The sequence below is a fragment of the Flavobacterium tegetincola DSM 22377 genome, assembly GCF_000425485.1.
Taxonomy (GTDB): Bacteria; Bacteroidota; Bacteroidia; order Flavobacteriales; family Flavobacteriaceae; genus Flavobacterium; species Flavobacterium tegetincola.
The window spans coordinates 122,296-144,286 of sequence record NZ_AUDN01000020.1; the positions used below are offsets into that span (position 1 = coordinate 122,296).

Consider the following 21,991-nt stretch of genomic DNA (forward strand, 5'->3'; position numbering starts at 1 on the left):
TTGATATTTTAATAACTCATAATATAAATTACATTTCATTAAAAAACCCACGGCTAGTACCGTGGGTTAATTTTTAGAACCGTAATTTAAGTGCTTACTTTATTTTTTAAAGTTTGCAATTCCTTCTCGTAACCACGATTTGTATTCTTCAACTTCAGGTGTATAACCCACTGGTTTATTTAAATTTTCTTCGTCATGACCCATTAAGATATAATACGGCTGAATGTTCGCTTTGTATTTTGTAATGGCAAAATCACTCCACTTTTTTCCACAAGTATCAATCTCTTTTCCATTTGCATTTACAAAGACTTGATCAGCAGGTAACGGAGTACGATCATCTACGTACAGAGAAATCAATACAACTTCACCTTTTAAAATTGATAAAATTTCTGGTTTAGACCATACTTTTTCTTCCATTCTTCGGCAATTTACACAGGTAACGCCAGTAAAATCAATCATTACAGGTTTGTTTACTTTTTTGGCATAAGCCAAACCATCGTCATAATTGTGAAAGGCGACGATGTTATGTGGTCCATATTGAGCATGGTCTGGTAAACTTTCTGCCGTTGTTGCAGCGGCTGCAGAAGCTTTAGAGCCTACACCGTTTGGACTTTCACTATAACTCATAGGTGGTGGAAAACCGCTTATAATATTTAAAGGTGCACCCCAAAGACCAGGAATTAAGTAGACTGTAAATGTAAGGGTCAACAACCCTAGTAAAAGTCTTCCAACTGATATATTAGAAATGGGACTGTCGTGTGGCAAAGTAATTTTCCCCAAAAGGTACAGACTTAACCCACCAAAAATAGCAATCCATACGGCAATAAATGTTTCGCGTTCCAATAAATGCCAGTCCATTACTAAATCTGCCATCGATAAGAATTTAAATGCTAAAGCCAATTCGATAAAACCAAATACCACTTTCACAGTATTTAACCAGCCGCCTGATTTAGGCAAGCTTCCCATCATACTTGGAAATAATGCAAAAATCACAAAAGGAAATGCAAGGCCTACGCCAAATCCAAACATAGCAATTGTCAGTAAAGTTGCACCACCATCTGTAGATAAAACGCCACCAATAACAGCTCCTAGAGCAGGTCCCGTACATGAAAAAGAAACAATAATTAGGGTTAAAGCCATGAAGAAAATCCCAGCAAAACCACCTTTATTTGAAGCATTATCTACTTTGTTTGCCAATGAAGAAGGCATTGTAATCTCGAACGCACCTAAAAATGAAATAGCAAAAACTAAGAAGATGATAAAGAAAAAGATGTTCAAGTAAGGATTAGTAGAAATCTCATAAAAAATATCTGGACTTAAACTTTGGAAGATGTGGAATGGTAAAGAAATCAAAACATAAATCATGATGATGAAAAACCCGTACATCAATGCATTAATTCGGCCCTTTTTCTTATCACCACCTGCACTTTGCTTCAAGAAAAAGCTTACAGTCATTGGTATCATTGGAAAAACACAAGGTGTGAATGTTACTAAAATTCCCGCCAAAAGTGTTCCTAAAAATAACAACCAGAGATTAATTTCATCTGATTTTTGTTCCTCAGTAACAGGTGCTGGAGTTTCTGTTGTAGCTGTATCAGGTTGGTCTGCCGCTTTCATCGTTTCTACATCAGAAGTATCAACAGTACTTTTGTTTGAAATAGGCACAATTGGCTCAATGGATGATTCGTCTGTGTCGGCTACTACAGCTTTTTCAGTGATTTTTAATACGGGCAATTTAAAAATCAAATCTTTATCTTGCTGAATACACTGTTCCTTGCAAACTTGGTAATACAGATTAACTCTTATTTCTTTTAACTTAGGATTGGTGATTTTTACAACTTGCTTAAATTGAGCCGATTTTGCAAAGTAATATTCATCTACTTCAAAAATGTCATTGAATACTTTTTTGTAGGGACTTTCGATTGTTTTGCCTACGGTAGCGTAATTTCCTTTGGTGTCTTTATAGGTAAATTCAAATGGCAAAGAACCACCATCAGGAGTATATTGCGAATACATGTGCCATTCGTCTTCTATTGTTGCACTCATGATCAGCTCAAACTCAGTGTCTGATTTTTGAACCACTTTGGTTTTCCACTTTACAGGATCTAAAATTTGAGCGGACAAGGAATGAACTGCAAAAAAAGCTAGTAGAATATAAAGTAATTTTTTCATTGTATTAAATCAATTTGTAATAGGGTTGTTGTTGTGTTACTAATTTTAAATCGTTCATCAGCTCTTAATCCTACTACCCAAATAATTTCGGTTCCAGAACATAAAAGCCACGCATTTTCTTTTTCTATTTGGGAAAGTTTCTCATCTTTAAAAAATTTACTAACTTTTTTAGACTTGCCATTCATTCCCAAAGGATGAAAAATATCGCCTGTTTTCCAACGTCGCAAAGTCAGTGGATAACTCAATTTTTCGTCATCGACAAATATAGTTTTATTTGTACTATAAAAAGGTTTTGAAACTTTACATAAAAGCAGTTTTATGTGAAAATTAACTTCGGCCGTTCCTTTATGAATACGAAACTCAGAAGTACTATTCCCGATTTTCGGAGCAATTATTAGATAGTTTCTGTTTTTAAGCAATTGATACTGCTCAGAAAGAATTTTTTTACCAGATTCTGCATCTACGAGGTCATAGATGTCTTGCCAAGCAGTAAAACCCAAAGGCTGAAGCCACTGATACAAGTACGCTTTATAGTTTGGGAGGAGTTTTAGTTCTTCAATATTTATTTTCTTATAATCCACTTCATCTTCAACTACTTTTTTGTAAACAATACGCGAAGCATCATCAACTAAAGATTGTGCTTGCTGCAGGTTTTGTAAAGTTTGCTGAAATGAATTGGAAAAGGAAGGATTTAGCTCACGCAAAATAGGAGCGAGGTGGTGTCTGATTTTATTTCTTACGTAATAATCGGTTGCATTTGAAGCGTCTTCGCGCCAATTGATATTATTAACCTTGGCAAATTTTTCAATATCACTTCTGCTAAAATTTAACAATGGACGAATAATTTTATCATTTTGTAGCGGAATGCCGGTCAGTCCATCGATACCAGTTCCACGGGAAAGATTAATGATAAAGGTTTCAACACTGTCGTCCAAATGGTGAGCCGTAGCAATAAAGTCAAAATTTTCTTTTTGTAAAACTTCGTAGAAATAGTCGTAACGCAATTTTCGAGCGGCTATTTGGGTAGATAATTTGTAATCTGTGGCAAATGCCTTTGTGTCAAAACTAGTAGTAAAAAACTGAATATTATTTTCTAAACAATACGCTTCAACAAATTTTTGATCCAAATCACTCTCAGTAGCTCGAAGATTAAAATTACAATGTACGATTGAAAAATTCAAGTTGCTTTTTAGAAATAATGCTGCAAGTACGATACTGTCAATGCCACCACTCACGGCCAAAAGCAAGTGCTTAGAATGGATTGAAGGAAAATGGTGTACAATATTATTTTGAAATTTTAATAGCATGTTCAAAAATACTAAATTTATATCTAAAGCACTTCGCTATCATTCAAAACAAGACGCATTGCTCGTGCTTTTAAAAGACATTCCTCATATTCTTTTTCAGGTTCGGACTTTGAAGTTATCGCGCTTCCCACTGAAAATGAAGCATAATTTTCAGTTGCGTTATACAAAATACTTCGAATGACTACGTTAAAGTCAAAATCGTTTTCAGGAGTAAAATAACCAATGGCGCCACTGTACAATCCTCTTTTGGTTTCTTCCAATTCTTCAATAACTTGCATTGCCGAAATTTTTGGTGCACCAGTCATGCTTCCCATGGGAAACGTAGATTTTATAACATCTACAGCCGAATATTCAGGATTTAAGTTTGAGGTAATAGTAGAAATCATTTGATGTACTTGTTTAAAAGAGTAAATTTTGCATAACTCTTCTACTTCAACTGAATTTTTTTGAGCTGTTTTAGATAAATCATTTCGTACTAAGTCCACAATCATTATATTTTCGGAACGCTCTTTTGGGTCATTTGATAAATGAATTTTGCTCAATTCGTCGTCATCTTTATTGACAAAACGAGGTGATGTTCCTTTTATCGGTTGCGAAATACACTTTTCTCCTACTTTCTTTAAGTAGCGTTCTGGGGATGCAGAAAAGGCAAAATGCTTGTTGTTCTTCAGAAAAGCCGAGAAGGGTGCTTGTGATATTTTATTTAAATCGTCGTAAGTAGTTACGGGATCTAGTATTATTTCCGTAGCAAAAAATTCCATGCAAAAATTGGCCTCATAAATAATTCCTTTATGAATGTATTCCAGCATTTTCTCAGTTTTTTGAAGATACTCTGTTTTTGAGATTTTTTGTTGAATAGTAATTTCAGGTTTATTTGATTCCAACGTAGTTTCCAAGTGAATAATTTCCTGATAATCGGATTCCATTTCATCTGCACAAACATTGAGGTATAGAAATTCAAGTTGATTACCCTTAATGAAAATCAATTTCTTAGGTTGAAAAAAAAACAAATCGGGAAACTGCAGTCCATCGTTATTATTGGACGTTAATTTTTCAGTATCATTTTTTAAATCATATGATAAATAGCCAAAAAGCCAGTCTTTTGTGGTTTTCTGATAAATATTTAAATCCTCAAACGCATTTATAAAATCAGTCTGAATGGATGTAAAAGCGTCAGTGGCTAAAATGCAGTCGAAAGTAGAGTATTCGGAATTACTCTTATTGGAATCCAGAAAAATAATTTCTCTAAATTGCTGACTCCATTGTAATAATTGTTTTTTTACAAGGTCAGCATTTTCAACTGTTTGAATAAAAGTAGTTCTCAAGGTCGGTATTATTTTAAACCTCAAATTTACATTAAAACAAGTGTAAAAAAAAACTCCTCAAAATTTTGAGGAGTTTTTAATAAAATGTTTTGAACTATTGTTTCAAGAATTTCTTTGTAACCGTATTTTCACCTGAAGTGATACTAATTAAATATAGACCTGATGATAAGTCATTTACATCAATTTGTGCGTCAGAAACATTATTAAATGTTTTAGTAAAAATTTGACGACCGTTTAAGTCTAGAACCTTAGCAGAGTTGATTGTTTCTGAACCTTTGATAGCAAGGTTTAATACATCAGCAGCTGGATTTGGATAAACCGAAATTACATCATTTCCAACAATGTCAAAATTAGAAGAGCTCAATAAAGTACTTGTTGCAGAAGCTCTTGAAATATAATTATCAAATATGATTGTAGAAGTAGCAGTGTTTGCAGGAACAGGTGGCGTAGCTGCAGCATTGGCGCTTACGGCAACTTGAAGATAATCAACTTCTGTTGGTGTCATATTTGGAATTCTATTTGCCTCTGGAAGACTGATTGGAGCGGCTGATGGACTTGTTTTCCACATTGCTTCTCCTGTAATTGTGTTGTAGGAACAACCAATGGTATACCAAGTATTTGATGCAAGTACTAATGGTGTTGTTCCCAAATTAATTAAAAACGTACCATTTGTAGCTCCGTTTGCAGCATAAGCAACTCCTGATAAAACTCTAGTATTAGTTGAATAGGCAAATCCAACAGGTGTTCTTGTAGTAGGAATGTCTTGTACTAGTTGGATACCATATAACCTCATTCCAACTTGTGTTCTACTTTCAGTTTCAGCACCAGTAAAAAAATCATATTCGATTTCAATGATATTATTTCCAGCAGTTCTGTTTGCCCATGATACATCTAAGCCGTTTTTCCACATGTAGCGTGATCCTTTGTCGCCATTTGGACTTGTAATTTGTAGGCCATTTGTACCCATATTCCCATTGCTAACCACTTGGAAGTTCGTCACCGCGGCGTTAGTAGATGTTGTAGGTTCTGTTCCATTTGAGGAAAGAGTCAGCCAAGATCCTTGCCCAGGCGTGTTGGCTGTAAAGTCCGTTGACATATTTCCAATAGTATATGTATTAAAATTCTCAGATTGTAATGTTTGAGAAAACGCAATCGAAGAGGCTACTAATGTTAATGATAGTAAAATTCTTTTCATTTTTAAACTTTTTTAAATTGTTCCAAAATTAATCAATTTTATGTACAAATTACATTTGAATTGTGAGATTTTTGAAAGTCTAAAATAAAGGTTATTAGTTTAAAAGTTTTGTTTATATTGTTGATTAATGTACATGGCTTCTCAAAAATATACTTATCGAGTTTTAATAGATTAAGTAAAAGTCAGATCTATAGATGTTGATTTGAGTAAGTTCCAATAGTGTTTAATATGGGTCAAAAAAAAACTCCTCAAAATTTTGAGGAGTTTTAATAAAAATAGTGTGAAAGTTATTGTTTCAAGAACTTCTTAGTGATCGATTTATCACCAGAAGTAATATTGATCAAGTACATTCCCGAAGCTAAACTATTTACATTGATTTGTACATCAGAAACACGCGAAATTAGCAAATTTTAAATACAATCTGATTCTATTATGTTAAATTATTAAAAAGATAAACAGGAGTTTTTTCTACTTTAAAACATATATACTTAATATTCGATACACTTGATTAATGTTGTCTCCACCTTTTCCAAATTGTTTCTTTATCGGTTCATCTTCATGCGACAACCAAATTTTCAATTCTGCATCTAAATCCATAATTCCAGCACTTTCTTTAGAGAATTTCTTGATACTAGAATAGGGGATAGAGAGATAATCCACTTTTGTTCCTACTAGTTGCTTTTCAGCCAAAATCAATCTTTTGTTGGTAAAAACAAACATATCACGAATCACTTTGAAAGCGCCTTCAATTGATTCCCCCTCGATTAAAAGCGGCAAAAATTCCTTCTCAACATCGTTTTTATTGGCCTCTGAGGCATTCCCTAAAATTGCATTAAATAATCCCATAGTATTTTTATTATTAGTTGTTTTTTATCGGTCAAATCTAAATATATTTTCTTCTGTTTGTTTACCTAAATACATATCTTTTATCATTTCAGCAGCAATTACACTAAAAGTAATTCCGTTTCCTCCATAGCCAAGAGCAAAATACATGTTGGGATGTTTTTTATGTTCTCCAATATAGGGCAATCCATCTTTTGTTCCCCCAAATGTGCCGCACCAATAAAAGTCTATCTCTATTTTACTTTCAGGGAAAAATGTTTTAAAACGCTTGAGTATATCTTTATTTTTTTTGTCCATTAAAGCATCGCGTTTTTTAGGATCTTGGAAGGGTTCGTCAAAACCACCCACCATTATGCGGTTGTCTTCGGTGGTTCTGATGTAAAGGTAGGGTCGTGCGGTTTCCCAAATCAAACATTTTTCCTTCCAAAGTTCATCAGGATGCATTGGTTGACTGACTAAAACATAGGTAGACTCCAGCTGCATTACTTTTTCATCTAATAAATTTTCCGATTCAAATCCGGGTGCAGCTACAATTTTCTTTGCTTTTATTTTAATCTCCTTGTCGGTATAAGCTGTTATCGCGTCTTTTTTTGATTTAATTTCAACAATATTAGTATGACTGTATACTTTTAATCCTGAATTTTTTCGATGGTAATCCAAAATTGCTTGACAAAATTTATAGGTATCCACTTGAGCTGATTCATTATTGTACAAAGCGGCTTTACGTTTGATGTTATATTCTGAAAGTAACATCTCTTCGGTCAAATATTGTACAGGTAAACCGTGCTTTTTTCTAATTTCAAATTCTTTTTCTAATTGCTTTTTACCTTTAGCATCTGAAGCCAGATATAGGGATGGAACTCTTTTAAAATCTACATCTATTTTAAGTTGTTTGACGATTTTCTCCAGTGTTGTAATGGATTCTAAACACATTTTATAAGCTTTAACAGCATCTTCTTCGCCCACTTTTTCAATTAAGTCATACAAATATTCATCAATTTCGTACTGCAATTGAGCGGTACTTGCGGTAGTACTTCCCGTAGATTCCATCCTTCGGTCTGCGATGACACATTTTACATTATTTTCACATAGAAAATGTGCCACCAAAGCACCTGTGATACCTGAACCAATGATTAATACCTCGGTTTCAATATCTTGTTCCAACCGTTCGTAGTTTTCCGATAATCCGTTTTTGATCAGCCAAAAAGGCAATCCTGATTTTAAATCCATAGCATTTTTCTATTAAAATTAGTGCAATTTTCTTAGGGCAGAATTTTTTTATCAAATTTTTAAGAAATTTAATCTAATCCTACTTTTTGAGTTGAAAAAATGACTAATTTTAAAAAGTTAAAACTATGTGCCATGTTAGTTAAAGTGTATGGAAGTGCGGTATTTGGAGTGGAAGCCACAACAATTACCATTGAAGTCAATATTGATAAGGGAATTGGGTACCACCTCGTTGGTCTTCCCGACAATGCCATCAAGGAAAGCAGTTACCGAATTGCCGCTGCTTTAAAAAACAACGGTTATGAATTGCCGGGTAAGAAAATCATTATTAATTTGGCTCCAGCCGATTTAAGAAAAGAAGGTTCTGCCTATGATTTATCTTTAGCGATGGGTATTTTAGTAGCTTCGGGACAAATAAAAACGGATGATATTGACAAATACATTATTATGGGAGAACTTTCGCTTGACGGAGGATTACAACCCATAAAAGGAGCATTACCCATTGCAATAAAAGCAAAAGAGGAGGGATATAAAGGTTTTTTTCTGCCGATACAAAATGCTAAAGAAGCAGCGATAGTTTCAGGTCTAGACGTTTACGGAATAGAAAATATAAAAGAAATCATCGATTTTTTCAAAGGTAAAAGTACGCTAGAACCAACCATTTTTGACACCCGAAAAGAGTTTTACAAAACATTAGACTTTCCAGAATTTGATTTTAGTGACGTAAAAGGGCAAGAATCTATAAAACGTTGCATGGAAATTGCGGCTGCTGGAGGTCATAATATTATTTTAATTGGTCCTCCTGGAGCAGGAAAAACAATGTTAGCCAAAAGATTACCCAGTATTTTGCCACCAATGACGTTGAAGGAAGCATTGGAAACCACTAAAATCCATAGTGTAGCGGGAAAATTAAAAGAAGTGGGCTTGATGAATCAAAGGCCATTTAGGAGTCCACATCATACCATTTCAAATGTAGCCTTGGTCGGCGGCGGAAGTTATCCACAACCTGGCGAAATTTCTATGGCACACAATGGTGTCCTTTTTTTAGATGAATTGCCCGAATTTAAAAGGGATGTATTGGAAGTGATGCGGCAACCTTTAGAAGATCGAGAAGTGACCATTTCACGCGCAAAATTTACAATCACCTATCCGTCGTCCTTTATGTTAGTGGCAAGTATGAATCCTAGTCCCAGTGGTTTCTTCAATGATCCGAGTACGCCTTCAACTTCATCTCCGTATGAAATGCAACGGTATTTGAGTAAAATTTCAGGACCGTTATTGGATCGAATAGACATTCATATTGAAGTTACGCCAGTTCCTTTTGAAAAATTGTCGGACAAAAATAAGGCAGAATCCAGCGTCACCATTCGAGAACGCGTAACCAAAGCTAGAGAAATTCAAACTGCTCGATTTGAAGAATCAGAAAAAGTAAATTACAACGCGCAAATGACTTCAAAGCAAATTCGAGAATATTGTGCCTTGGACGAAACATCTAATCAACTTTTGAAAACCGCAATGGAACGACTTAATTTATCGGCTAGAGCTTACGATCGTATTTTAAAAGTTTCTAGAACTATTGCTGATTTAGGTGCTGCTCCAGATATTCAATCGAGTCATATTGCAGAAGCGATTCAATACCGAAGTTTGGATCGTGACGGTTGGTTGGGATAATTTTTATGTTTTTTCTTGACTCCCACGGTTAAAACCGTGGGTTATATTTTGTAAAAAACCCTTTTACAGTTATATTTCTTTTGCACAGATTTCACAAAAGTAAACAGATTAAATTGGTGAAAATTTGTACTAGAAATAGTACATGCGCTTCAAATAAAGTTTATAAATTCTTTGTAAAAGTTTTTCTACGTTTGTTGATTTTTGGGTCAAAATGCTTCCAAATGGCATGAATTGCAGTATTTTCTGCCAATTCTGGTGTTCGGATACAGTCAATAATTCCCCTTTCAGTGAATGTATCGTAATATTGTTTAAAAATAATTGCGGTGACTCCCTTGTTTTGGTATTCGGGTGCAATTCCAATTAAGTAAAATAAGACCGTTTTACTGTGTTTTTTAGCTTTCAACATGTGGTAAAATCCAAAAGGAAACAGTTTGCCATTTGCTTTTTTTAATGCTTCGGAAAAGTCGGGCATGACAATTCCAAATGCGATCAATTTATCGTTTTCGTCAAATACGAATTTGATGTATTCGGGATTGATTAAACTAATGTACTTCTTTTTAAAGTACTCTTTTTGCAAATCAGTAATGGCAACAAAAGACGCCAACTTTGCATACGAATAATTGAAAAGATCAAACATTTCGTCCACATACGGCATCACATCTTTGATTTTTGTAAAATCGGCTGCACGTAATTTATAGCGTTTTTTAATCAATTCCTGTGCTTTCTCAAACATTTCTGGTTTTACATTTGCAAAAGGAAAAATACTTTCTATATATTCTTTTTCAGGTACGTAACCCAGCTTCTCCAAATGAGTGATGTAGTAGGGAAAATTGTACCAAGTAATCATATTTCCTTTTTGATCAAAACCTTCGGTAAGAAGTCCAACCTTATCCAAATTTGAAAAACCCATCGGGCCTTCCACATATTCTAATTGGTTCTTTGTGCCAAATTCATACACTTTTTCAAGTAGAGCTTTTGTAACTTCAATGTCGTCAATTACATCATACCATCCGAAACGCACTTTCCTCTTTTCCTGATTATTGACTTCATCCCAATTAATGATTGCGGCAATACGTCCTACAATTCTATTGTTCTTGTACGCAAGAAAAAGATGTGCATCTGCATTATCAAACAATGGATTTTGATTTTTGTCAAATGAATTGACTTCATCGTTAATTATAGTGGGTACCCAATTGGGTTCATCTTTATATAGGTCAAACGGGAATTTTACAAAATCAGTAATTTCTGCTTTGCTCTTGGCTTCTTTGATAGTTATCATTATGGTTTCTCTACTTCAATTGTTTCTACTTTATCCTTGCGTTCCTTTTTCTCCTTCTTCTTGTCTTTTTCTTTATCTTTCCCTTCTTTACCACTTCGGATTAGGATGGGTTTGTAGTTTTTATCAAAACGCCAAGAAAGTCCGATTCCAGCATCAAAGATGGAAGGCGTATCTTTAAAATTTCCACCAATGCTAGCGTCAATTTGGATGTTGTCTTTAATTAAATATGCCGCACCAGCTCTTAAATTATAATCGGTGTAAGCATCGCTAATAATACCTTGATGCTCTAAAAATCCCGACCATTTATCGTTAAATCCTTTTGTCATTGTAAGAATATAACCGTAGCTATTAAAGTCAGTAGCAATTTTATCTGCAATGAAATTCATGACCAAAACATAGCCGCCGCTAAATTGATTTTGAGTGATAACCGCTAACTTTGGCGAAAATGTATTTTCCAAACTTGAATAGTAAACGCTATTAAAATTTAAATTAGCACCAGCGTAAACACCGACTGCGGGTATAAACTGCCTCCATTTAAATCTGTGGTTTGCTTTCCAGCTTAAAATATTGATTTTTTCTTCGTAGTTTTTGTACGGGTCGTAAATTAAATATTTGGCACCTAAAGTAATTCTTTTAAAATCATTTCTATTTTCGGTCCCTAATGCCGTTTTATATTGATCAAACTGATATTTAAGATCTACGTTAAATTCCAATTGTTCAAAAAAGGCACCATATCTAAGCACCAACTGTCCACCCACTCCTTTTGTCTCAGTACCTAGAAGTACATGTTCCTGACTGATACCGTATACGCCAGTTTCGGCTTGCAATACAGTTTGACCAACTGAAAATGCGGACTGAGACTCTCCAGGTCGGTTGGAATTAATGGCATCGGTATATTGGGCTAAAATAGAATTTCCCGCAAGTACCGTGAGAACTAGTAGACTGTTTTTTATGTACTGAATCATATCAAATAAATTTTCAGATTGGATTGAAACCCAAAAGTACTGTATTTTATTAATAATTTAAGAACGATAATTTATTTTTAAAATTCAAAATGGCTAAATTTGACCTCTTATATTTTAATCAATGGATACTGCTTCTTTTACTGGACTGCTTAGAGTAATACTATATTTCGTAGTTGGATATTATATTGTAAAATTTTTAGCGCGTTTATTTTTTCCAATTGTGATCAGGAAAGTTGTCTCTAAAGCCGAAGAATCGTTCAAACAGCAATACCAATCTCAGCAACAACACAATGACCCTACGTCGTGGCAAAGTCGTTCGAGCAAACAAGAAATCGTTTCGGATACCGAAAAGTCTAATAATCCTAAGTCTACCAAAAAAGTAGGAGAGTATGTAGATTATGAAGAAATTGAGTAAGTTTGCACAGTTCTGTTACAACTATTGATTTTAGTGGTTGGTATTAGAATTTTAAACCTTAATTTTAAGCTGCATCCATGAAATTTTTGAATAAGTTTTATCCCCATCTTTTAGCCTTTTTTGGATTTATAATCATTTCCTTATTTTATTTTTATCCTGTTCTCCAGGGAAAACAATTGTCACAATCTGACATTGTGCAATACACAGGAATGGCAAAGGAGCAAAACGATTTTCGTGCAGCTGAAAATACAGAGCCCTACTGGACCAATTCGGCTTTTGGAGGAATGCCAACCTATCAAATGGGTGCCAATTATCCCAACGATTATATTGGAGCATTAGACGATTTCCTTCGATTTTTACCTCGTCCGGCTGATTATTTATTTCTCTACTTTCTCAGTTTTTACGGCTTACTTTTAGTCCTCAAAGTAGATCCTTTGAAAGCTTTTATTGGTGCTTTGGCCTTTGGATTTTCTACCTATATGATTATTATTTTAGGCGTTGGACATAATGCTAAAGCACATGCAATTGCATACATGCCGTTAGTATTGGCGGGAGTGCTCTTGGTCTTTCAACGAAAATATGTGGTTGGTGGAATTTTGACCATGCTTGCCGCCGCTTTAGAAATAAATGCGAATCACTTTCAGATGACCTATTATTTATTGATTCTGATTTTAATTGTAGCCCTTTTTTACAGTTATCAATTTATTAAAAGCAAGGAATACAAACCACTCTTAACTGCTTTTGGAATTTTTGCCGTAGCCGGAATTTTTGCTATTGGTTCCAATGCTACCAATTTATTGGCGACAGCCGAGTATGCAGATTTTAGTATGCGTGGCAAAAGTGAGCTTTCTTTTAACCCCGACGGAAGTAAAAATGAAACGACTTCTGCAATGGATTACGACTATATCACCGAATACAGTTATGGAATTGCCGAAAGTTTAAACCTTATTGCACCACGTCTATTCGGTGGTGGAAATTCTGAGAAATTAGGAAAAGAATCCAATGTATTTGAATTTATTTCAAAAAAAGGAGCTTCACCAGATGAAGCTTTGAATTTTACGCAAAATTATGGAGCTACATATTGGGGAGATCAGCCTATCGTTGCCGCTCCAGCGTATCTTGGTGCTGTAGTTTTCATGTTGTTTGTTCTGGCTATGTTCATCGACAAACGTAAAATCAAATATGCATTTTTAATTGGAGCCATTTTTACGTTGATGTTGTCTTGGGGTAAAAATTTTGCGATATTGACCAATATCTTTATTGATATTGTGCCTTTGTATGACAAATTTAGAGCGGTATCTTCTATTCAAGTTATTGTAGAACTGTGTATTCCAATTCTTGCAATTATGGGTTTGCAAAGTTTTTTCAAAGCAGAAAAAGCAGCACAAGTGGATGCATTGAAAAAAACAGCGATGGTCAGTTTAGGAATGGTTGCACTTTTATTTGTTTCCAAATTTCTATTTGATTTTGCGGGACCAATCGACGCTCGATTGCAACAAATGTTTGCTCAAACGGGCGATCCAACCTTCGGAACTGATTTTATGGATGCTTTGCGATTGGATCGAAAAGACATGTATTCTGCAGATGTACTTCGATCTGGATTTTTAATTGCAGCTGGTTTAGCTTTCTTATGGTTTTACACCCAAGAAAAATTGTCACAAATGACGACGGTGCTACTTGTTGGAGTTTTCATGGTGGGCGATTTAGTTCTTGTAGATCGAAAATATGTAGATACTTCTGGATTTGTCTCTGCAAGAGAAGTACGTGAACCTTTTCAACCTACACAATCTGATTTGCAAATTTTAGAAGACACATCAAATTTTAGAGTATACGAAGTAAACGGAAGATTGCAAGCGCGAACTTCTTACTTCCATAAATCGCTGTCGGGTTACAGTGCTGTTCGACCAAGGAGAATGGATCAGTTGTTTAATTATCAAATTGACAACGGAAATATGGAAGTTTTAAATATGTTGAACACAAAATATGTGATTCAAGTTGACGATAAAAATCAAGAGTTTCCAGCTTTAAATGACAAGGCAAATGGAAATGCATGGTTTGTCCAAAAAATGAATTTTGTCAATTCGGCTGATGCAGAAATGAAAGCATTGGATAAATTTGACAGTAAAAATGAGGTCATTATCAATAATAAAGAATTTACCGTTTCAGCAGCAACAACGTATAGTAAGGATAGTTTGGCAACAATTAATTTGATTGAATATAAACCAAATTATGCCAAATATGTAACGGTTAACAAGCAAAATGGTTTGGCTGTTTTCTCTGAAATTTACTATCCTAAAGGTTGGATTGCTACTATTGATGGTAAAGAAGTTGCAATTTTTAGAACAAATTATACGTTACGTGGTTTAGAAATTCCAGCTGGAAAACATACTGTTGAATTTAAATTTGAACCGCAAGTGGTTAAAACAGGAAGCACAATCGTATTATTGAGTGGACTGGGGATGCTACTGTTAATAGGCGGAGGTATTTATTTTGAAAGAAAAAAACGAACTAAAGAAGACGTAGTGTAAATCTATTTATTCTATCAATCTCTAAAAATTGACTTTTGAAAAAAACACTAATCATCGCTTACTATTGGCCACCTGCTGGAGGTCCAGGCGTTCAGCGGTGGTTGAAGTTTGTTAAATACCTACCAGATTTTGGAATTCAACCGCATGTTTATGTTCCTGAAAATCCAACGTATCCTATTATAGATGTAGCGCTGGAAAACGAGGTTTCGACAAAAGCGGTCATCGTAAAAAAGAAAATCATTGAACCTTATGGTTTGGCTTCTTTTTTTTCAAAGAAAACGACTCAGAAAATCAGTTCAGGAATTATTCCGCAACAACGAAAACAATCTTTGTTACAAAAGGTTTTATTGTATGTTCGAGGAAATGTTTTTATTCCAGATGCTCGTGTTTTATGGGTAAAGCCTTCTATAAAATTTCTAGAAAATTACATTGCAGAGCATCAAATCGATACGATTATTACTACAGGTCCGCCTCACAGTTTGCATTTAATCGGATTGGGCTTAAAAGAGAAGTTGGACCTGAATTGGATTGCTGACTTTCGGGATCCGTGGACAACAATTGGTTACCATGATGAATTAAAATTGTCATCTCGTTCGGCTCAAAAACATAAGGAATTAGAATCAAAAGTTTTACAAACGGCAGACTCAATTTTAGTGACTAGTGCGACTACAAAATTAGAGTTTCAGCAATTGACCAAGCAACCCATTCATGTCATTACCAATGGCTACGACGTGGAAAAAGTTCAGAATGTACCTTTAGACGAAAAGTTTACCATGGCACACATTGGTTCTTTTCTATCACAACGCAACCCGCGAATTTTGTGGAAATGTCTGAAAGAAATCATCAAGGAAAATCCGTCCTTTAAAAACGATTTTGAACTAAAATTAATTGGAGCGGTAAGTCAAGAAATTTTAGATACAATTGCTGAATTTCGGTTGGATCCGTATGTCAATAATTTAGGATATGTTTCGCACCAAGAAGCAGTTTTACATCAACGCTCGTCTCAGGTGTTACTGTTAATTGAAATAGATTCAGAAAAAACCAAGAGTATTATTCCGGGAAAATTATTTGAATACATGGTTTCTGAACGACCAATATTGGCCATGGGACCTCAAGATTCTGATTTTGAAAGTATCATAAAGTCAACTAATACGGGAGTTTTTCATCAGTATGATGAGTTTGATGCATTGAAGCAATCGATTCTTTCATTCTACGAAAATTACAAGAACCAATCTTTACATGTTCATGCCGTTGGGCTGCAGCAATACAGCCGAAAAAATTTGACTCAACAATTGGCCGAATTAATTAAATCGAAACGCTAATTCTATGGGAATCGTAATCAATCAATCGGCTAAAAACATCGTTGTTACCTATCTCGGTTTTGGAATTGGTGCGGTTAATGCACTTTTTTTATACACCAGTTTTCTTGGAAAAACCCATTATGGAATCGTTGCTTTTTTGCTTTCCGCGGGAAATATAATGATGCCATTGATGGCTTTTGGTGTTCACAGTACGTTGATTCGGTTTTATTCTAAATATAAGGATGACTTAGAACGCGAACGCTTCATGAGTTTTATGCTCTTGATGCCGTTTTTATTGATAGTTCCCATTTCCTTAATAGCCTTTTTCGGCTACGATCTGATTGCTTCGTTGCTTCCCGATAAAAATAAGATTGTCGAACCGTATTTGTGGCTCATTCCTATCATCGGATTATTCATGGGGTATTTTGAAATTTTCTATGCTTGGGTAAAAGTCCACATGAAATCTGTGTTTGGAAATTTTATAAGTGAGGTTTTCGTCCGAATTATAACCACCGGTTTATTGTTTTTGGTGCATTGGCAAACGATTGATAAAACTACATTTATTTACGGAATTACAATTGCTTACGCTATTCAAATGCTCGCAATGTTGGGTTACGCTTTTTATCTAAGAAAGCCGAAATTCCACTTTACGTTACCAGAAAACACAAAAGAAATATTTAGTTATTCGTTCTTTATTATTTTGTCAGGAAGTGTAGCCGTATTTCTTTTGGATTTGGATAAAGTCATGATTCCAAGTTACTTAAATATTACTGAAGTTGCCGTTTATTCAGTTGGAATTTTTATTGCAACTGTTATTGTCGTGCCAAGTAGAGCGATGCTGCAAATTATTTATCCAATTACAGCCAAGTTGATGAGTGAAAATAAGATGCAGGAACTGAATGAGTTGTACAAGAAAAGTGCAATTAATTTGCAAGTATTTGGTGGTTTGATATTGGTGGGTATTTTTTTGAATATCAATCAGATGTACCTCATAATTCCAGGTGATTATGCTGGTGGTTTGAGCGCCGTATTTCTGATTGGTTTGGCCAAATTTTACGATGTAATTTTAGGAAATAATAATGCAATTATTTTAAATACCAAATATTACAGAATGGTCTTGCTATTTGGCGTTATTTTAGTCGTAATGATGATTGGTTTAAACATGCTGCTCATTCCGCTTTACGGCATCACGGGAAGTGCATTGGCAACTTTGATTTCCGTAATTTTTTACAATACCATTAAACTTTTGTTCATTGTAAGGAAGATGAATTTGTATCCTTTTGGACCTACAACACTCAAATCGTTCGGCATTATTGCATCCATATTGGCTTTTTTCTATTTTTGGGAATTTCCTTTTGAACCTTGGATTAATATCGTGCTTAAATCCATCTTGATCACAATTTCATATGTATATCTGAATTATAAATTTAAAATTTCATCAGACATTAACTTTTTGATTGATGGTCAATTGTCCAGATTTTTTAAATAATGAACGTCGAAAATAGTAGGTTTTTCATTGGCTCATCTTATTTTTCAAAGTACAGTTTAACAAATATTTGACTTTTTGAAACATAATTTTCTAAAGTTAATTCCTATGTTTGCTGCCGATGAAACAACAATTTTTTCATAACAACCGATTACTACTTTTCGCAATGGTAGTTCTATTTGCACTTACGCCTTGTAAAGTGAAAGCATCGTTGTTTGAATCATTTGGTTTTACGTATGAGCAAACTTTAAATCAAAGTAAAGTCGCTTCAAGCTGTACAAGTAGTTCGTTTACGGCACACAAAAAGGTGGATTTTAAAGCCACATCTACTGCAGCTGTAAGAAGTAATGGAGTATCATTTTATCTTTCAAAAGAAGAAAAAATTGTTGTAAAACCTAGTGTTACCAGACGGATAGCTTTACAACGTCCTCCCAAATACATTCTCTATAAACAATTTAAATTTGACGTGGTATAATTCTTCCTACCGCGACATTTTAAAAATAGTACGTTTATAAATTATGTTCTCATGAAAAATACTTCTATTATACCTACCCAAAATTGGGCGGGCCTTTTTACATTATCCATTCGCTTCGTTATTGGATGGACTTACTTTTCTGCTTTTTGGCGTCGACTCGTTTTAGAAAATAAATTAGATCCCGAACAAGTGGGCTATATTGGCGAAAAGTTCAATCACTTTATACCGAATGCTTTAGGCATAAAACCTATGATTGAATTCTTGGTTACTAATCCAGATCACCTTTGGTATTCCATGGTGGCGTTTACCATTATTGAAGGAATTGTGGGACTATTTTTAATACTAGGATTCTTTACTCGCTTGATGAGTATTGGTGTTTTCATGCTTGCCATGGGAATTCTTTTGGGTTCAGGCTGGATAGGTACGACTTGCCTTGACGAATGGCAAATTGGTGTTCTAGGAATTGCCAGTGGTTTTACGTTATTCTTTAGTGGTAGTAGTTACTACTCGCTCGATTACTATTTTATGCAGAAGAAATTTAATTTCACAAAAACCAATTGGTTTAAATGGTTGGGATCAGGTGAATTGCAATTTGCAAAAATAAAACCCATAATCTTGACTGGCGCTTTACTTATTTTTGGACTCACTTTATATACCAATCAATTTTTTCACGGTGGTGTTTTTGGGACTTTACACAATAAATCGGTTAAACCAAAAGTAGAAATCAGCGATTTTACAATAGGTGAAAATGAAATCAAATTTCAATTGTATCGAGTAGAAGGCGTCGATGTTTACGGTTCATTCTTGATTGGAATTGATTTATTGGACGCCGATAATAATGGTATCATGGCCCTGAATCAGGATGAATTAGCTACGCTGTCTACTGATGTAATTAAGAATATTTATATAGCCAAAATCAAACCTGGAATTCACAGTTTAATTATTCCGCTTGGTTCTAAAGCTGATTTGACTCTTCCAATTGATACTACAAAACTAACAAAAGGAAAGAAATATACTTTAAAGCTTACTGATATTAGTGGAATTACGTGGACTGCGGAAACCATTTTCAAATAATTATTAAAACTTTTTACCACAGGTTTAGAAGATTATACGCATTTTAAAATCTTTGTAAATCTTCTTAATCTGTGGTTATTTTTTAGATCGTCTATTTGGTCAAGTTGGTGCATCCCGAAAGTTATCTGAAGTGCAAAAAGTAGCATTGTTTTAAACTACAAAAGGACCTGTAATCAATTACAGGTCCTTTTGTATATAAATTAGTTCAAGAATATTACCTCAAAACAGCTTCCAATTCTGTTTCAAAATTCTTCTGTAATTTCGACATGATTTTGTCAATTTGTACATCCGTCAAAGTCTTTGTGGCATCTTGAATGGTAAAACTTACGGCATATGATTTTTTGCCTTCTGGCAAATTAGCACCTTGATACACATCAAATAGATCGATGTTTTTCAATAACGATTTCTCTGTTTGGCGTGCAATCTTATAAATACTATCAAACTTTACTGCATCATCAACGAGTAAAGCTAAATCACGACGAACACCAGGGTATTTAGGAATGTCAGTAAATTTAATTTTACTACTGGCCACTTTTAAAATCGCATTCCAATTGAAATCAGCATAGAAAACTTCTTGTTTGATGTCAAACGATTTAGCGACTGATTTTTTTACTGTCCCAAAATCTACAATTTTTTCTGTCCCTAAATTGTAAGCAAGACCTTCGGCAAAAACATCAGAAGTGGTAGGCTCACTTTGAAATTTCTCAATTCCAAATCGAGAGAGTAAACTGTTAATGTAACCTTTAAATAAGAAGAAATCACTTGGTTTCTGTGGATTGGTCCACGATTCCGCATTTTTATTTCCAGTAACAAAAAGTGTCAAGTGCTTTGGCTCTTCGTAGCCTGAAGGCAACTTATGATACGTTTTACCGAATTCATAAAACTTTAAATCTGTGGCTCTTCTATTGATATTATAAGACAACGCTTCTAATCCAGAAAATAATAAGGATTGTCGCATGGACGATAAATCACGACTCAAAGGATTCAGCATTGTGATATTAAATTCTTCTTTTAAATCATCAGATAATTTGATGTAATCCGGCGATGTCAGAGAATTTGCCATCATTTCATTAAAGCCTAAACTGGTCAATAAACTTCCCACACTATTTTGCATCTTATAATCCTCATTTTTAGGAGATTTTGATACAGAAGCATTTAATTTTTTAGAGAAACTAATATTATTGTAACCGTATACACGCAAAATTTCTTCAATAACATCAATATCGCGTTGAACATCCACACGATAATTCGGAATAATCAGACCTAAAGCCACATCAGAAACGCTATTAATTTTTATATCTAACGAAGCTAAAATCTTTTTTATGGTTTCTTTTGGCAATTCTTCGCCGATAATTTTTGCCGTTTTATTAAAGTTAAAAACTACGGAGTAATCTTCAAGTTTTTTCGGATAGATATCGGTTATATCAGATGTAATTTCTCCGCCGGCTAATTCTATGATTAAATTTGCCGCACGTTTGAGCGCATATTCAGTTATTGTAGGGTCAATTCCTCGTTCAAAACGGAATGAAGCATCGGTACTTAACGTATGTCTTTTTGCCGTTTTTCGAATAGCAACAGGATTAAAATACGCACTTTCTAAAAATAAAGTACTTGTATTTTCTTTTACACCAGAATTTAAACCACCTAAAACTCCAGCAAAACACATCGGTCCATTTTCATCACAAATCATCAAATCTTCTTCGTGTAATGTTCTTTCAACATCATCTAAAGTGGTAAATTTTGTACCTGCAGGAAGCGTCTTAACAATGACCTTATTTCCTTTAATTTTTGCAGCATCAAATGCATGAAGTGGTTGTCCCAATTCGTGCAAGACATAATTAGTAATATCAACAATATTATTTTTAGGTGTTATTCCAATAGATTTCAAACGGTTTTGCAACCAATCTGGCGAAGCTTTCACTGTAATTCCTGATATTGTAACGCCACAGTATCTTGGAGCAAGTTTAGCATCTTCAACGGAAACATCCATTTTTAGCGTTCGTTTGTCAATTCTAAAATTTGAAACAGACGGTGTGATGAATTCAGTGGTAACATTTTTTTGCAACATTCCCGCACGTAAATCTCTTGCAACACCCATGTGACTCATTGCATCGGCACGATTTGGCGTCAAGCCTATTTCAAAAACTTCATCGTTTTCAATATTAAAAACTTGAGCAGCTGGAGTTCCAGCGATCAAATCTTCGTCCAAAACCATAATTCCATCGTGACTTGTTCCCAAACCCAATTCATCTTCGGCACAAATCATTCCGTGACTTTCCTGATCGCGAATTTTTCCTTTTTTGATTACAAATGAATTTCCATCTGCATCATAAAGCGTAGTTCCAATAGTTGCAACAGGCACTTTTTGCCCCGCAGCTACATTTGCAGCTCCACATACAATTTGAATTGGAGTTCCTGTACCTATATCAACAGAAGTGATCTTTAATCGATCTGCATTGGGATGCTGAACACAAGTCAAAACATGTCCTACAACAATGCCTTCTAATCCTCCTTTTACAGATTGAAATTTCTCAACACCTTCCACTTCCAAACCTAAATCGGTCAATAAAGTAGCGGTTTCTTCAGAAGTCCAGTCGGTTTTGATAAATTGCTTTAACCAGTTGTAAGAAATTTTCATTTGCTTGAAATTTATTTTGGGTATTTAAAATCGAATGCAAATATAATCATTGCAAAGTGGAGTTGAAAACAAATAATTTCCTTTTTTAAA

17 protein-coding genes are annotated in these 21,991 nt (G+C 34.6%); 7 read left to right on the forward strand and 10 right to left on the reverse strand.

What is annotated here, in order from left to right; all coding sequences use genetic code 11:
• Positions 1–99: 99 nt before the first annotated feature.
• From H602_RS0104580 to H602_RS0104605, 7 genes are all read right to left on the reverse strand, one after another.
• The gene (locus H602_RS0104580) at positions 100–2,172 is read right to left on the reverse strand and encodes a protein-disulfide reductase DsbD family protein (protein WP_026976954.1); all 2,073 of its coding nucleotides are present in this window, start codon (positions 2,170–2,172) and stop codon (positions 100–102) included.
• The gene (gene tilS / locus H602_RS0104585) at positions 2,169–3,479 is read right to left on the reverse strand and encodes a tRNA lysidine(34) synthetase TilS (protein WP_026976955.1); all 1,311 of its coding nucleotides are present in this window, start codon (positions 3,477–3,479) and stop codon (positions 2,169–2,171) included. The genes H602_RS0104580 and tilS overlap by 4 nt, the downstream gene beginning before the upstream one ends.
• Before the next feature lie 23 nt (positions 3,480–3,502).
• Positions 3,503–4,804 carry an anthranilate synthase component I family protein gene (locus tag H602_RS0104590; RefSeq protein WP_026976956.1) on the reverse strand — a complete coding sequence of 434 codons (1,302 nt, stop codon included), beginning with the start codon at positions 4,802–4,804 and terminating at the stop codon, positions 3,503–3,505.
• Between the two features lie 94 nt (positions 4,805–4,898).
• On the reverse strand, positions 4,899–5,999 hold the full coding sequence (locus H602_RS0104595; protein WP_026976957.1) for a T9SS type A sorting domain-containing protein: 1,101 nt from the start codon (positions 5,997–5,999) through the stop codon (positions 4,899–4,901).
• A 287-nt stretch (positions 6,000–6,286) separates the two neighbouring features.
• The gene (locus H602_RS20515; protein ID WP_084404206.1) at positions 6,287–6,406 is read right to left on the reverse strand and encodes a T9SS type A sorting domain-containing protein; all 120 of its coding nucleotides are present in this window, start codon (positions 6,404–6,406) and stop codon (positions 6,287–6,289) included.
• A 61-nt stretch (positions 6,407–6,467) separates the two neighbouring features.
• Complete coding sequence (locus H602_RS0104600) at positions 6,468–6,845, reverse strand: PH domain-containing protein (protein WP_026976958.1); 378 nt, start codon at positions 6,843–6,845, stop codon at positions 6,468–6,470.
• A 24-nt stretch (positions 6,846–6,869) separates the two neighbouring features.
• A complete protein-coding gene (locus H602_RS0104605; RefSeq protein ID WP_026976959.1) occupies positions 6,870–8,072 on the reverse strand; it encodes an NAD(P)/FAD-dependent oxidoreductase in 1,203 nt (400 codons plus the stop codon).
• A 132-nt stretch (positions 8,073–8,204) separates the two neighbouring features.
• Here H602_RS0104605 and H602_RS0104610 point away from each other — a divergent pair, with 132 nt between their 5' ends.
• Positions 8,205–9,740 (forward strand): YifB family Mg chelatase-like AAA ATPase, encoded by a 1,536-nt coding sequence (locus tag H602_RS0104610; RefSeq protein ID WP_026976960.1) that lies wholly within the window; start codon positions 8,205–8,207, stop codon positions 9,738–9,740.
• Between the two features lie 160 nt (positions 9,741–9,900).
• On the opposite strand, the gene H602_RS0104615 is transcribed toward H602_RS0104610, so the two are convergent.
• Complete coding sequence (locus H602_RS0104615) at positions 9,901–11,019, reverse strand: hypothetical protein (RefSeq protein WP_026976961.1); 1,119 nt, start codon at positions 11,017–11,019, stop codon at positions 9,901–9,903.
• Positions 11,019–11,984 carry a transporter gene (locus tag H602_RS0104620; protein ID WP_026976962.1) on the reverse strand — a complete coding sequence of 322 codons (966 nt, stop codon included), beginning with the start codon at positions 11,982–11,984 and terminating at the stop codon, positions 11,019–11,021. Before H602_RS0104620 ends, H602_RS0104615 begins: the two co-directional genes overlap by 1 nt.
• Before the next feature lie 121 nt (positions 11,985–12,105).
• On the opposite strand from H602_RS0104620, the gene H602_RS0104625 reads away from it, so the two are divergent.
• The 6 genes from H602_RS0104625 to H602_RS0104650 all read left to right on the forward strand — a co-directional run bounded on the left by H602_RS0104625 (position 12,106) and on the right by H602_RS0104650 (position 19,263).
• A complete protein-coding gene (locus tag H602_RS0104625) occupies positions 12,106–12,399 on the forward strand; it encodes a DUF4834 family protein (RefSeq protein WP_026976963.1) in 294 nt (97 codons plus the stop codon).
• Between the two features lie 77 nt (positions 12,400–12,476).
• On the forward strand, positions 12,477–14,927 hold the full coding sequence (locus H602_RS0104630; protein ID WP_026976964.1) for a YfhO family protein: 2,451 nt from the start codon (positions 12,477–12,479) through the stop codon (positions 14,925–14,927).
• Between the two features lie 35 nt (positions 14,928–14,962).
• The gene (locus tag H602_RS0104635; protein ID WP_026976965.1) at positions 14,963–16,249 is read left to right on the forward strand and encodes a glycosyltransferase family 4 protein; all 1,287 of its coding nucleotides are present in this window, start codon (positions 14,963–14,965) and stop codon (positions 16,247–16,249) included.
• Between the two features lie 4 nt (positions 16,250–16,253).
• On the forward strand, positions 16,254–17,717 hold the full coding sequence (locus H602_RS0104640) for an oligosaccharide flippase family protein (RefSeq protein WP_026976966.1): 1,464 nt from the start codon (positions 16,254–16,256) through the stop codon (positions 17,715–17,717).
• Positions 17,718–17,835: 118 nt separating this feature from the next.
• Complete coding sequence (locus H602_RS0104645) at positions 17,836–18,189, forward strand: hypothetical protein (RefSeq protein WP_035758907.1); 354 nt, start codon at positions 17,836–17,838, stop codon at positions 18,187–18,189.
• A 51-nt stretch (positions 18,190–18,240) separates the two neighbouring features.
• Positions 18,241–19,263, forward strand: a complete 1,023-nt coding sequence (locus H602_RS0104650) for a TQO small subunit DoxD (protein ID WP_026976968.1) — start codon at positions 18,241–18,243, stop codon at positions 19,261–19,263.
• Positions 19,264–19,477: 214 nt separating this feature from the next.
• Here H602_RS0104650 and pheT read toward each other — a convergent pair whose 3' ends face one another.
• The gene (gene pheT, locus H602_RS0104655; protein WP_026976969.1) at positions 19,478–21,901 is read right to left on the reverse strand and encodes a phenylalanine--tRNA ligase subunit beta; all 2,424 of its coding nucleotides are present in this window, start codon (positions 21,899–21,901) and stop codon (positions 19,478–19,480) included.
• Positions 21,902–21,991: the final 90 nt, after the last annotated feature.